We start from the raw sequence: 13,490 nt of genomic DNA, 5'->3' as shown, positions 1-13,490 counted from the left end.
GGTTTGAAATGATTTTCGCGTCGTCCTCCACCCGGTTGCCTTGCGGCAACCGGGTTCTTGATTTGGCCCATACGCATGTCATGGGCATTCTGAATGTCACTCCAGACTCATTCTCCGATGGCGGCCGCTTCAGCCAGCAGGATGCCGCGTTGCGTCATGCGCAGGCGATGGTGGCTGCCGGCGCGACGTTGATCGATGTCGGCGGCGAGTCAACGCGGCCTGGTGCTCGCGCTGTTTCTCCTGTGGAGGAGCTGGAGCGAGTGGCGCCGATTGTCGAGCGCATCGCCCGTGAGTTGGATGTGATCATCTCGGTGGATACGTCGACGCCTGCGGTGATGCGTGAAACCGCGCGCTTGGGCGCGGGCCTGATCAACGATGTGCGTTCGCTGCGGCGTGACGGTGCTCTCGACGCGGCTGCGGCAACGGGTTTACCTGTTTGTCTGATGCATATGCTGGGTGAGCCCGGCAATATGCAGGATAATCCGCATTACGACGATCTTGTCGGTGAAGTGAGTGGGTTTCTTGCCGACAGGGTCGCTCAGTGCGTATCTGCGGGTATTTCGGCGGAGAAGATCATCCTCGACCCGGGGTTTGGCTTTGCCAAGACCCTGCAACATAATTTAAGCCTGTTCAAGCATATGGAGGCTCTGCATGCCCTTGGTCGGCCGCTTTTGGTCGGTGTTTCGCGCAAGAGCATGATAGGGCAGGCCTTGAACCGCCCCGTTGGTGAACGCTTGTTTGGCGGCCTCGCGCTCGCTGCGCTGGCCGTGACCAAGGGCGCTCGTATTTTGCGTGTGCATGACGTTGCCGAGACGGTAGACGTGGTGCGCATGATTGCCGCTGTAGAATCAGCCGAATAAGAATGATGGAGCACTTATGACTAAAAAATATTTTGGCACCGACGGTATTCGTGGTCGGGTCGGCGAATTTCCGATCACTCCTGATTTCATGCTCAAGCTGGGTTGGGCGGCAGGTATGGCGTTCCGCAGCATGGGCGCGTGCCGCATCCTGGTAGGCAAGGACACGCGTATTTCGGGCTACATGTTTGAATCCGCACTGGAAGCAGGTCTGTCCGCTGCCGGCGCCGATGTGATGCTTCTGGGCCCCATGCCGACGCCGGCGATCGCCTACCTGACGCGTACCTTCCACGCTGAAGCCGGTATCGTGATCAGCGCATCGCACAACCCGCATGATGACAATGGCATCAAGTTTTTCTCGGGGCAGGGCACCAAATTGCCTGACGAAATCGAGCTGATGATCGAAGAGCTGCTGGATGCGCCGATGACAGTGGTCGAGTCCAGCAAGCTGGGCAAGGTTTCGCGTATCAATGATGCCTCCGGTCGCTATATCGAATTCTGTAAGAGCAGCGTTCCGAGCAGCACCAATTTTGCCGGGCTGAAGATCGTCGTCGATTGCGCCCACGGTGCGACGTACAAGGTGGCGCCGAGTGTCTTCAAAGAGCTTGGCGCACAGGTAACCGTACTGTCCGCTCAGCCTAACGGTTTGAACATCAATGACAACTGCGGCTCCACACATATGGAGCAGTTGCAGGCTGCGGTTCTTGCTGAGCATGCGGACCTGGGCATCGCATTTGATGGCGATGGCGACCGTGTGCTGATGGTGGATCACACCGGCATGATCGTGGATGGCGATGATTTGCTGTTCATCATTGCTCGTGACTTGCATGAGCGTAACAAGCTGCAGGGCGGCGTCGTTGGCACCTTGATGAGTAACCTCGGGCTTGAGTTGGCCTTGGCAGAACTGGGCATTCCCTTCATTCGCGCCAATGTCGGTGACCGTTATGTGATTGCCGAGCTGCTGGAGCGTAACTGGCTGGTGGGTGGCGAGAACTCCGGGCATGTTGTGTGCTTCCAGCACACCACGACGGGCGACGCTATCATCGCGGCACTGCAGGTGCTCCTGGCCTTGCGTCGTCGTGACGAAAGCCTGGCACAGGCGCGACAGGCGCTGCGCAAGTGTCCGCAGGTGCTGCTTAATGTGCGTTTTTCCGGCGGCGAAAATCCGATCGAGCACCCTTCTGTCAAAGAAGCTTGCGAGCGCGTGACTCAGGCGATGGCTGGGCGTGGGCGTGTGTTATTGCGCAAGTCTGGCACGGAGCCTCTGGTGCGCGTCATGGTCGAGGGCGAGGACGAAATACAGGTTCGCAGCCATGCCGAAGACCTGGCAAAACTGGTAACTGAAGTTTGCGCCTGAATTCGGCTTGCCAGTGATGATGTGGTTGGGTAACATCTGCGCCCACTTTGACCGACGGGGTACAGCATGCGTCGCACTATGGTAGCTGGTAACTGGAAGATGCACGGTACCCGCGCCAGTGTCGCTGAGCTGATCAATGGCCTTCGTCACTTGGCCTTGCCTAGCGGTGTTGATGTAGCGGTGTTTCCGCCTTGCTTGCATATCAACCAAGTGGTTGATGGCTTGAAAGGCAAGTCGATCCAGGTCGGCGCGCAGAATTCTGCGGTGGAACCCATGCAAGGTGCGTTGACCGGTGAGATTTCACCGAGTCAGCTGGTTGATGCAGGTTGTTCCTATGTGCTTGTCGGGCACTCCGAGCGTCGTCAGATGATGGGCGAGCGTGATGGGACCCTCAACCGCAAGTTCGCAGCGGCACAGGCTTGTGGCTTGATTCCAGTGTTGTGCATAGGGGAAACCCTTGAGCAGCGTGAATCGGGCAAGACTCTTGAGGTTGTCTCGCGTCAGCTGGGCAGCATCATCGAGGAGCTGGGTGTTGGTGCGTTTGCAAAAGCGGTCATTGCTTACGAGCCGGTCTGGGCCATTGGCACCGGGCTGACTGCTACACCGCAACAGGCGCAGGATGTGCACGCAGCCATCCGCGCGCAGTTGGCGGCAGAGAATTCTGAAGTCGCACAAGGTGTGCGTCTTCTATACGGCGGCAGCGTGAAGGCGGCCAATGCGGTCGAACTGTTCGGCATGCCGGATATCGATGGGGGGCTCATTGGTGGAGCTTCCCTGAATGCAGATGAGTTCGGTGCGATCTGTCGCGCCGCGGGAAACTGAAAAAATGCTGGAAACAGTCGTAGTCGTTTTTCATCTGTTGGCTGCCCTGGGCGTAGTTGCCCTGGTTTTGTTGCAACAGGGCAAAGGTGCGGATGCTGGTGCGTCTTTCGGTGCAGGTGCTTCAAATACTGTGTTCGGAAGCCAAGGTTCCTCTACCTTTCTTAGTAAGTTTACTGCTATACTTGCCGCAGGTTTCTTCATAACCAGCTTGGGGTTAGGTTACTTTGCTAAAGAGAAAGCTCATGTGCTGACTCAAGTAGGTTTGCCAAACCCAGCGGTGTTGGAAGTACCAAAAGCAAAACCGGCTTCTGATGATGTCCCGGTGCTTCAAGAGCAAAAGTCGGCTACTCCAGCGACTGACGTACCTCCAGCTCAAGAGCAGAAGTAAGAAGGGTTGTAAGCGCTGTATTGCCGAGGTGGTGGAATTGGTAGACACGCAACCTTGAGGTGGTTGTGCCCATAGGGTGTAGGGGTTCGAGTCCCCTTCTCGGTACCAATTATCAGGAGAGCCCGCTGTTGCGGGCTTTCTTGTAGGTGGAAGGTTACATTGACCCTGCAAGGGATCGGTCGTATACTTCCGCCCCAGCTTTGTCGCGGGGTGGAGCAGTCTGGTAGCTCGTCGGGCTCATAACCCGAAGGTCGTCGGTTCAAATCCGGCCCCCGCAACCAGTTTTAGCGGAGCCCCTTTTAAGGGGCTTTTTGTTAGCTGGATACTTTCAACGCCGCTGTTCGACGGCGTTTCAAGGATGGGCGTTTCGCCCATTTTTTTATTTTGCACAGCATGCACATACATGCACGAGGGGGTTCAGGTGTCGAGCAAGCTAGAAGAGTTGCAGGCCTTGCTGGCCCCGGTGGTCGTGGCCCTAGGCTATGAATGCTGGGGTATTGAGTTTTCGGCTCAAGGTCGCCACTCAATGTTGCGCGTTTATATCGATAAAGAGGGCGGTGTGCTGGTGGACGATTGTGCCATCGTCAGCCGTCAGATCAGCGGTGTGCTGGATGTTGAAGACCCAATCTCCGTTGAATACACCCTCGAAGTTTCCTCGCCAGGCATGGAACGCCCACTGTTCACTATTGATCAGTTTGCAAAATTTGCCGGTGAACAAGTGAAGATCAAGCTGCGATCGCCTTTTGAAGGGCGACGCAACTTTCAGGGCCTTCTGCGCGGTGTAGAAGAGCAGGACGTCGTGGTGCAGGTAGAAGACCATGAGTTCCTGTTGCCGATCGATATGATCGACAAGGCCAACATTATTCCCAGTTTTGACTGAGACGCGGATCCCGCGGATCCAATGGCTTGCGAAAGGCGAGGCGTACGATGAGCAAAGAAGTACTGCTGGTTGTTGAGTCGGTATCCAATGAAAAGGGCGTACCGGCAAACGTGATTTTTGAAGCGCTGGAGCTGGCCCTGGCCACTGCTACCAAAAAGCGTTTCGAAGATGAAGTTGATCTGCGTGTGGAAATCAACCGCCACACCGGTGCCTATGAGACTTTCCGTCGCTGGACGGTCGTTGAAGAAGCCGATCTTGATGATCCGGCGATTGAAACCTGGCCGAGCAAGGTTGCGCAAACGCATCCGGGCGCCAAGGTCGGTGATGTCGTTGAAGAAAAGATCGAATCGATCGAATTCGGCCGTATCGCTGCACAGACCGCCAAACAGGTCATCGTGCAGAAGGTTCGCGAAGCCGAGCGTGCTCAAGTCGTTGACGCCTATCGCGAGCGCCTGGGGGAAATCATCTCCGGCACCGTGAAGAAGGTCACCCGCGACAACGTGATCGTCGACCTGGGTAACAATGCCGAGGCACTGTTGGCCCGTGAAGACATCATTTCTCGCGAAACCTTCCGTGTCGGCGTTCGTCTGCGTGCGCTGCTCAAGGAAATTCGCACCGAGAACCGCGGCCCTCAGTTGATCCTGTCGCGTACCGCGCCGGAAATGCTGATCGAGCTGTTTCGCATTGAAGTGCCGGAAATCGCCGAAGGCCTGATCGAAGTCATGGCGGCGTCCCGTGACCCGGGTTCGCGCGCCAAGATCGCGGTCCGCTCCAAGGACAAGCGCATCGACCCGCAAGGCGCGTGCATTGGTATGCGCGGTTCGCGCGTCCAGGCAGTGTCGGGCGAGTTGGGCGGTGAGCGTGTGGACATCGTCCTGTGGGACGATAACCCGGCGCAGTTCGTGATCAACGCCATGTCGCCGGCTGAAGTGGCGGCAATTATCGTTGACGAAGATGCCCATGCAATGGACATCGCCGTTGGCGCAGACAATCTGGCTCAGGCCATTGGTCGTGGTGGTCAGAACGTGCGTCTGGCCAGCCAACTGACCGGTTGGACCCTGAACGTGATGACCGAATCGGACATCCAGGCTAAGCAGCAAGCTGAAACCGGCGATATCCTGCGCAACTTTATCGAAGAGTTGGAAGTCGATGAAGACCTGGCTCAGGTGCTGGTAGATGAAGGCTTCACCAGCCTGGAAGAGATTGCCTACGTACCGTTGGAAGAAATGCTCAACATCGACGGCTTTGACGAAGACACCGTCAACGAGCTTCGCGCTCGGGCCAAGGATCGTTTGTTGACTAAAGCCATCGCTACTGAGGAAAAGCTGGCAGACGCCCATCCGGCCGAAGACCTGCTCTCGCTTGAGGGTATGGACAAGGATTTGGCGATGGAACTGGCGGTGCGCGGCGTAATTACCCGCGAAGACCTGGCCGAGCAGTCTATTGACGATCTGCTCGACATCGACGGCATTGACGAAGATCGTGCCGGCAAGTTGATCATGGCCGCCCGAGCCCATTGGTTCGAGTAATTAGGCGCGGCCTGAGGAGAGAAGTGCATGACGCAAGTCACGGTGAAACAACTGGCCGATGAGGTCAAAACACCGGTAGAGCGCCTGTTGCAGCAGATGCGTGAGGCAGGTCTGCCGCACACCGCCGCCGATGAAGGTGTGAGCGATAGTGAGAAGCAGTCTTTGCTGACTCACTTGAAGAGCAGCCACAAGGCGAAAGTGGAAGAACCGCGCAAGATTACATTGCAGCGCAAAACCACCAGCACCCTGCGTGTTGCGGGTAGCAAGAGCATCAGCGTTGAAGTACGCAAGAAGAAAGTCTTCGTACAGCGCAGCCCGGAAGAAATCGAAGCCGAGCGCAAACGCGATCTTGAAGAACGTCGCGCAGTAGAAAATGCTGCTCGTCAGAAGGCTGAAGAAGAAGCCAAGCGTCGCGCCGAAGAAGAAGCGCGTCGCCAGCCTGCTGCTGCGCAACCTGCTAATACTGAAGCGGTTGCCGCTCCTGTTGAAGCTGTGCGTGAGGCCGCTCCGGTGGCTGCCGCACCTGCTCCTGCAGCAGACGCCCGCAAGCGCGATGAACCTCGTCGCCCGGACAAACCACGTGCCGACGATAACAATCGTCGCGGTGGTGGTGGCGATGGCGAGCGTAAAAACGCTCCGCATCGTGCCTCGGTCAAAGAGAAAGCGCCTGCTCCACGCGTTGCCCCACGTACCACCGACGAAGAGAGCGATGGCTTCCGTCGTGGTGGTCGCGGCAAGGCCAAGCTGAAGAAGCGCAACGCCCACGGTTTCCAGAGCCCAACCGGCCCTGTCGTGCGTGATGTGCAGATCGGCGAGACCATCACTGTTGGCGATCTCGCCAATCAGATGTCGGTCAAGGCTGCTGAAATCATCAAGTTCATGTTCAAACTGGGTACCCCGGCGACCATCAACCAGGTGCTTGATCAGGAAACTGCTCAGCTCGTGGCTGAAGAGTTGGGCCACAAGGTGACCCTGGTCAGCGACACCGCCCTGGAAGATTCCCTGGCCGAGTCCCTGAAGTTTGAAGGCGAGACGTTCTCCCGCGCGCCAGTTGTGACCGTAATGGGTCACGTTGACCACGGTAAGACATCCCTGCTCGACTACATCCGTCGTGCCAAGGTAGCCGCTGGCGAAGCCGGTGGTATCACCCAGCACATCGGTGCGTACCACGTTGAAACCGAGCGCGGCATGGTCACCTTCCTTGACACCCCAGGTCACGCCGCGTTTACCGCAATGCGTGCCCGTGGTGCCAAGGCGACTGACATCGTGATCCTGGTCGTTGCAGCGGACGATGGCGTGATGCCGCAGACCATTGAAGCTGTCCAGCACGCCAAGGCCGCTGGTGTTCCACTGGTTGTTGCAGTGAACAAGATCGACAAGCCGGGCGCCGATCTCGATCGCATCCGTAGCGAACTGTCGGTTCACGGCGTGACGTCCGAAGAGTGGGGCGGTGATACGCCGTTCGTTTCGGTCTCGGCCAAAGTCGGTACTGGCGTGGACGAACTGCTTGAAGCGGTCCTGCTGCAGGCTGAAGTACTCGAACTGAAAGCAACTCCGTCGGCTCCAGGTCGTGGTGTTGTGGTTGAATCGCGTCTCGACAAAGGTCGCGGCCCGGTTGCGACCGTATTGGTTCAAGACGGTACCCTGCGCCAAGGCGACATGGTGCTGGTCGGTTCGAACTATGGCCGTGTGCGTGCCATGCTCGACGAGAACGGCAAGCCAATCAAGGAAGCCGGTCCTTCCATCCCTGTCGAGATCCTCGGCCTGGACGGTACCCCGGACGCTGGCGACGAGATGAGCGTGGTTGCCGACGAGAAGAAAGCCCGTGAAGTGGCTCTGTTCCGTCAAGGCAAGTTCCGCGAAGTCAAACTGGCTCGTGCTCACGCCGGCAAGCTGGAAAACATCTTCGAGAACATGGGCCAGGCAGAGAAGAAGACGCTTAACATCGTCCTCAAATCTGATGTACGTGGTTCCCTCGAAGCGTTGAACGGCGCCTTGAACGGCCTGGGTAACGACGAAGTGCAAGTGCGCGTTGTCGGTGGCGGTGTCGGTGGTATCACCGAATCCGACGCCAACCTGGCACTGGCTTCCAACGCTGTACTGTTCGGCTTCAACGTGCGTGCCGATGCTGGCGCTCGCAAGATCGTCGAGCAAGAAGGCCTGGACATGCGTTACTACAACGTCATCTACGACATCATCGAAGACGTCAAGAAAGCCCTTACCGGCATGCTTGGCAGCGACGTCCGGGAGAACATCCTGGGTATCGCCGAGGTGCGTGACGTGTTCCGCTCGCCGAAATTCGGCGCGATTGCCGGCTGCATGGTTATCGAAGGTACCGTGTACCGCAACCGTCCTATCCGTGTGCTGCGTGAAGACATCGTTATCTTCGAAGGCGAGCTGGAATCCCTGCGCCGCTTCAAGGATGACGCTTCCGAAGTACGTGCCGGCATGGAATGCGGTATCGGCGTCAAGAGCTACAACGACGTCAAGCCTGGCGACAAGATCGAAGTCTACGAGAAGGTCCAGGTTGCTCGCAGCCTCTAACTCGCGCACTTCCGGAGCCACGCCGCGTGTGGGCATGCAAATGCCCCGCGCAGCGTACGGACTCTAAACGCAGCGCCCGGTCTGGCTTTTGTCAGGCCGGGCGTTTGCCGCTTTCAGACCCCACGGGTTTCACCGTGTGGCAGCAACAGGTAACAAGACATGGCAAAAGAATACAGCCGTACCCAGCGTATCGGTGATCAGATGCAGCGCGAGCTGGCCCAACTGATCCGTCGCGAAGTCAAAGACCCGCGCGTTGGCCTGGTCACCATCACCGCCGTTGAAGTGAGCCGTGACGTGGGTCACGCCAAAATCTTCATCACCGTGATGGGCCAGGACAACAGCGAAGAAATCGCGCAAAGCATCAAGGTGCTCAACTCCGCCGCAGGGTTCCTGCGCATGCAGTTGGCCCGTGAAATGAAGTTGCGCAGCGTTCCGCAGTTGCATTTCCACTACGACGAAAGCGTCGTGCGTGGTGCACACCTGTCGGCATTGATCGAGCGCGCCGTGGCTGAAGACAGCCAGCATCCGTCCACACCTGAAGACGCCAAGGAGTAAGCGGTGGCTCAGGTCAAACGTATCCGTCGTAACGTCAGCGGCATCATTCTGCTCGACAAGCCCATTGGTTTTACCTCCAATGCCGCTTTGCAGAAGGTTCGCTGGTTGCTCAACGCCGAGAAGGCCGGGCACACCGGCAGCCTCGACCCGCTGGCCACCGGCGTGTTGCCGTTGTGCTTTGGCGAGGCGACCAAGTTCTCGCAATACCTGCTCGATTCCGACAAGGGTTACGAAACCCTGATGCAACTGGGCAAGACCACCACCACGGCGGATGCTGAAGGTGATGTGCTGCAGGTTCGCGATGTGACCGTTGGTCGTGCCGATATCGAAGCGGCCTTACCCGCTTTTCGTGGGCAAATCAGCCAGATACCGCCGATGTACTCGGCGCTCAAGCGTGACGGGCAGCCTCTTTACAAGCTGGCGCGTGCGGGTGAAGTGGTGGAGCGTGAACCGCGTTCTGTTACTATTGCCCGGCTGGAATTGCTCGCCAGTGAAGGTGACACTGCCCGATTGGCAGTGGACTGCAGCAAAGGCACCTATATCCGTACCCTGGTGGAGGATATTGGTGAGCAGCTGGGCTGCGGCGCATATGTTGCCGAACTGCGACGTACACAGGCCGGACCTTTCACCCTGGCCCAGACGGTCACGCTGGAAGAGCTCGAAGCGGTGCACGCTGAAGGCGGTAACGAAGCGGTTGATCGCTTCCTGATGCCATCAGACAGCGGTTTGCTGGATTGGCCATTGCTGCACTTCTCGGAACACAGCGCGTTCTACTGGCTCAACGGCCAGCCGGTACGCGCTCCGGATGCCCCGAAGTTTGGCATGGTGCGAGTACAGGATCATAACGGTCGCTTTATCGGTATCGGTGAAGTGAGCGAAGACGGGCGCATCGCGCCGCGTCGACTGATTCGGTCAGAATGACCGAACGAGTGTGGCTGTTAACAGGCATGGTCAACACTCATTTTTAGATACAGGGATTTGTCCCTGGCCTGTTGAAACCATCCTTTGGGTGGTTTCCTGAAAAAAGGATTGCCTCATGGCTCTCGACGTTCAAGAAAAAGCACAAATCGTAGCTGACTATCAGCAAGCTGTTGGTGACACTGGTTCGCCAGAAGTGCAAGTTGCACTGCTGACCCACAACATCAACAAACTGCAAGGTCACTTCAAGGCCAACGGTAAAGACCACCACTCCCGTCGTGGTCTGATCCGCATGGTAAACCAGCGCCGTAAGCTGCTGGACTACCTGAAAGGCAAGGATCTGGGTCGTTATCAGGCTCTGATCGGTCGCCTGGGTCTGCGTCGCTAATCAGCGATTGCGCTAGAGGTTGGTTGTCTGCCGTGTGTCAGTGGGATTCCCGCTGGCCCATGGCAGGCTCCCAGCCTCAAGTTTTATCTGGATACACGTTTTACCCCTGGACAAGGGTTGGGCCGATTCCCGACATTGCCCAAGAATTTCGCAAGAAAACAAGTTCCCCAAGAGCCACAAAGAAGGTAGGACACCGTGAACCCGGTTATCAAAAAATTTCAGTTCGGTCAGTCGACCGTTACCCTCGAGACAGGCCGTATCGCCCGTCAAGCCTCCGGCGCAGTGCTGGTTACCGTTGACGACGACGTTACCGTACTGGTGACCGTGGTTGGCGCCAAGACCGCTGACCCGAGCAAAGGCTTTTTCCCTCTGTCCGTTCACTACCAGGAAAAGACTTACGCTGCCGGTAAGATCCCTGGCGGTTTCTTCAAGCGCGAAGGCCGTCCTTCCGAGAAAGAGACCCTGACTTCCCGACTGATCGACCGTCCGATCCGTCCGCTGTTCCCAGAAGGCTTCATGAACGAAGTGCAGGTTGTCTGCACCGTCGTTTCCACCAGCAAGAAGACCGATCCGGACATCGCTGCGATGATCGGTACTTCGGCTGCACTGGCCATTTCCGGCATTCCTTTCGATGGCCCGATCGGCGCAGCTCGCGTTGCGTTCCACGAAAGCACTGGCTACCTGCTGAACCCGACTTACGAGCAGCAGAAAGCTTCGAGCCTGGACATGGTCGTTGCGGGTACTTCCGAAGCCGTATTGATGGTTGAATCGGAAGCCAAAGAGCTGACCGAAGACCAGATGCTGGGCGCTGTGCTGTTCGCTCACGACGAGTTCCAGGTGGTGATCAACGCCGTTAAAGAACTGGCTGCCGAAGCCGCCAAGCCAACCTGGACCTGGGCTCCTGCGCCTGAAGCCACCGCACTGCTGGGCGCTATCCGCGCAGAATTCGGCGCTGCTATCTCGGACGCCTACACCATCACCGTCAAGGCCGACCGTTACGCTCGCCTGGGCGAGCTGAAGGATCAGGTCGTGGCCAAGCTGTCCGGTGAAGAAGGCCAGCCTTCCTCCAGCGAAGTCAAAGCGGCTTTCGGCGAAATCGAATACCGCACCGTTCGCGAAAACATCGTAAACGGCAAGCCTCGTATCGACGGTCGCGACACCCGCACCGTTCGCCCGCTGAACATCGAAGTCGGCGTTCTGCCGAAGACTCACGGTTCGGCGCTGTTCACCCGTGGTGAAACTCAGGCATTGGTTGTCGCGACCTTGGGCACTGCCCGTGACGCACAGCTGCTGGACACCCTGGAAGGCGAGAAAAAAGACCCGTTCATGCTGCACTACAACTTCCCTCCGTTCTCGGTGGGCGAGTGTGGTCGCATGGGTGGCGCTGGTCGTCGCGAAATCGGTCACGGCCGTCTGGCCCGTCGCTCGATCGCAGCGATGCTGCCGGCCGCCGATGTATTCCCTTACACCATCCGTGTGGTGTCGGAAATCACCGAGTCCAACGGTTCCAGCTCCATGGCTTCCGTTTGCGGTGCTTCCCTGGCTCTGATGGACGCCGGTGTGCCGATGAAGGCGCCGGTTGCCGGTATTGCCATGGGTCTGGTTAAAGAAGGCGAGAAGTTCGCCATCCTGACCGACATCCTGGGCGACGAAGACCACCTGGGCGACATGGACTTCAAAGTAGCCGGTACCGCCAAAGGCGTCACCGCGCTGCAGATGGACATCAAGATCAAGGGCATCACCGAGGAGATCATGGAGATCGCCCTGGGCCAGGCCCTGGAAGCGCGCCTGAACATCCTCGGCCAGATGAACCAGATCATTGGTCAGTCGCGTACCGAGCTGTCGGAAAATGCTCCGACCATGATCGCGATGAAAATCGACACCGACAAAATCCGTGATGTTATCGGTAAAGGCGGCGCGACCATTCGTGCGATCTGTGAAGAAACCAAGGCTTCGATCGATATCGAAGACGACGGCTCGATCAAGATCTTCGGCGAAACCAAGGAAGCGGCTGAAGCGGCACGTCAGCGCGTCCTGGGTATCACCGCCGAGGCCGAGATCGGCAAGATCTACGTCGGTAAGGTTGAGCGCATCGTCGACTTCGGCGCCTTCGTCAACATCCTGCCGGGCAAGGACGGTCTGGTTCACATCTCCATGCTGAGCGACGCTCGCGTTGAGAAAGTGACCGACATCCTGAAAGAAGGCCAGGAAGTGGAAGTGCTGGTACTGGACGTGGACAACCGCGGCCGTATCAAACTGTCCATCAAGGACGTAGCAGCAGCCAAGGCTTCGGGCGTTTAATCACCCCGCAAGCTTCACGCTGAAAAAAGGACTCCTCGGAGTCCTTTTTTTATGGGCGAGAGAAAGTGAAGCAGAATCAGCCGTTTAGCCCACCCCAAAAGCCGCAACTTGCATGCAGGCACGATGCGCTTCATGCAAGTTGCACGATTCCGAAAATTCAAGTGTTTTATAAGTCGTTGTTTTTTAACGGGTTATTTCGGTATGGCGACTTGGCACACTGCCTGCACTATCCCTGTTAGCGCTGCAGCACTAAGTTTTTATGAACTGCAGTCTTTCAATAAAACAGGAGTTACTCGTATGAAGAAGTTCGCTCTCGCTACTGCTACCGCTCTGACTCTGGCCATGGGTGCTAACGTAGCCTTTGCTCAGACTTCCCAGGCCCCTATGACTTTGGCGGCCGGTGAAGCTACCCACGCTAAAGAAAGCGTTTCGGATACTTGGATCACCACCAAGGTTAAAGCTGACCTGCTGACTGAAAAGGGCATCCCAGGTTCGGACATCAAGGTTGAAACCAACAAAGGCGTGGTTTCCCTGTCCTCGGACGTCGCTATCTCCGACTCGCAGAAAGCCACTGCCGTAGCGATTACCAAGAAAATCAAAGGCGTGACTGCTGTTTCGGCAGACGGCCTGCTGGCTGGCGGTGCTACCAAGGCTGACGGCATCGACAAAACCAAAGGCGCAGCGGCTGATGCCAAAGGCGCCACCAGCGACACTTGGATCACCACCAAAGTGAAGGCTGACCTGGTTACCGAGAAAGGTATTCCTGGCACCGACATCAAGGTAGAAACCAACAAAGGCGTAGTGTCCCTGTCGTCCCCTACCGCTGTGACTGCTTCGCAGAAAGAAACGGCTGTGGCGATCACCAAGAAAATCAAAGGCGTTAAAGCTGTATCCGCTGATGGCCTGAAAGCAGAGTAACGCACAGGTTTCGTCTGAACCGGATAGCGGCGG

General features: G+C 57.4%; 12 protein-coding genes and 2 tRNA genes. All 14 read left to right on the top strand.

Features of this window, described 5'->3' with window-relative positions; genetic code table 11:
- The first annotated feature begins 8 nt into the window (after window positions 1-8).
- The 14 genes from folP to C4J94_RS23190 all read left to right on the top strand — a co-directional run bounded on the left by folP (window position 9) and on the right by C4J94_RS23190 (window position 13,457).
- Complete coding sequence (folP, locus tag C4J94_RS23255; protein WP_124388239.1) at window positions 9-860, top strand: dihydropteroate synthase; 852 nt, start codon at window positions 9-11, stop codon at window positions 858-860.
- 16 nt (window positions 861-876) lie between these two features.
- Window positions 877-2,214: a phosphoglucosamine mutase gene (glmM, locus tag C4J94_RS23250; RefSeq protein ID WP_124388238.1), complete on the top strand. Its 1,338-nt coding sequence runs from the start codon at window positions 877-879 to the stop codon at window positions 2,212-2,214.
- Between the two features lie 66 nt (window positions 2,215-2,280).
- On the top strand, window positions 2,281-3,036 hold the full coding sequence (gene tpiA / locus C4J94_RS23245) for a triose-phosphate isomerase (protein WP_003194193.1): 756 nt from the start codon (window positions 2,281-2,283) through the stop codon (window positions 3,034-3,036).
- Between the two features lie 4 nt (window positions 3,037-3,040).
- Window positions 3,041-3,424 carry a preprotein translocase subunit SecG gene (secG, locus tag C4J94_RS23240; RefSeq protein ID WP_010206600.1) on the top strand — a complete coding sequence of 128 codons (384 nt, stop codon included), beginning with the start codon at window positions 3,041-3,043 and terminating at the stop codon, window positions 3,422-3,424.
- Window positions 3,425-3,446: 22 nt separating this feature from the next.
- Window positions 3,447-3,532 (top strand) — tRNA-Leu (locus tag C4J94_RS23235).
- 96 nt (window positions 3,533-3,628) lie between these two features.
- Window positions 3,629-3,705 (top strand) — tRNA-Met (locus C4J94_RS23230).
- Window positions 3,706-3,845: 140 nt separating this feature from the next.
- Entirely contained in the window at window positions 3,846-4,304 is a 459-nt protein-coding gene (gene rimP / locus C4J94_RS23225; protein ID WP_003235029.1) for a ribosome maturation factor RimP, read from the top strand.
- Between the two features lie 47 nt (window positions 4,305-4,351).
- A complete protein-coding gene (gene nusA, locus C4J94_RS23220) occupies window positions 4,352-5,833 on the top strand; it encodes a transcription termination factor NusA (protein WP_124388237.1) in 1,482 nt (493 codons plus the stop codon).
- A 27-nt stretch (window positions 5,834-5,860) separates the two neighbouring features.
- Entirely contained in the window at window positions 5,861-8,377 is a 2,517-nt protein-coding gene (gene infB, locus C4J94_RS23215) for a translation initiation factor IF-2 (RefSeq protein WP_124388236.1), read from the top strand.
- A 159-nt stretch (window positions 8,378-8,536) separates the two neighbouring features.
- On the top strand, window positions 8,537-8,932 hold the full coding sequence (gene rbfA, locus C4J94_RS23210; protein WP_003176137.1) for a 30S ribosome-binding factor RbfA: 396 nt from the start codon (window positions 8,537-8,539) through the stop codon (window positions 8,930-8,932).
- 3 nt (window positions 8,933-8,935) lie between these two features.
- Window positions 8,936-9,853, top strand: coding sequence for a tRNA pseudouridine(55) synthase TruB (gene truB, locus C4J94_RS23205; RefSeq protein ID WP_124388235.1), 918 nt, complete (start codon window positions 8,936-8,938; stop codon window positions 9,851-9,853).
- A 115-nt stretch (window positions 9,854-9,968) separates the two neighbouring features.
- Window positions 9,969-10,238 carry a 30S ribosomal protein S15 gene (gene rpsO / locus C4J94_RS23200; protein ID WP_003176135.1) on the top strand — a complete coding sequence of 90 codons (270 nt, stop codon included), beginning with the start codon at window positions 9,969-9,971 and terminating at the stop codon, window positions 10,236-10,238.
- A 195-nt stretch (window positions 10,239-10,433) separates the two neighbouring features.
- Window positions 10,434-12,539 carry a polyribonucleotide nucleotidyltransferase gene (pnp, locus tag C4J94_RS23195; protein WP_124388234.1) on the top strand — a complete coding sequence of 702 codons (2,106 nt, stop codon included), beginning with the start codon at window positions 10,434-10,436 and terminating at the stop codon, window positions 12,537-12,539.
- Between the two features lie 297 nt (window positions 12,540-12,836).
- Window positions 12,837-13,457 (top strand): BON domain-containing protein, encoded by a 621-nt coding sequence (locus C4J94_RS23190; RefSeq protein WP_124388233.1) that lies wholly within the window; start codon window positions 12,837-12,839, stop codon window positions 13,455-13,457.
- The last annotated feature ends 33 nt before the right edge of the window (window positions 13,458-13,490 follow it).

The sequence above is a fragment of the Pseudomonas sp. R5-89-07 genome, from assembly GCF_003851685.1.
In the GTDB taxonomy this organism is placed as follows: Bacteria; Pseudomonadota; Gammaproteobacteria; order Pseudomonadales; family Pseudomonadaceae; genus Aquipseudomonas.
This window is presented reverse-complemented; position numbering and strand designations above follow the sequence as displayed.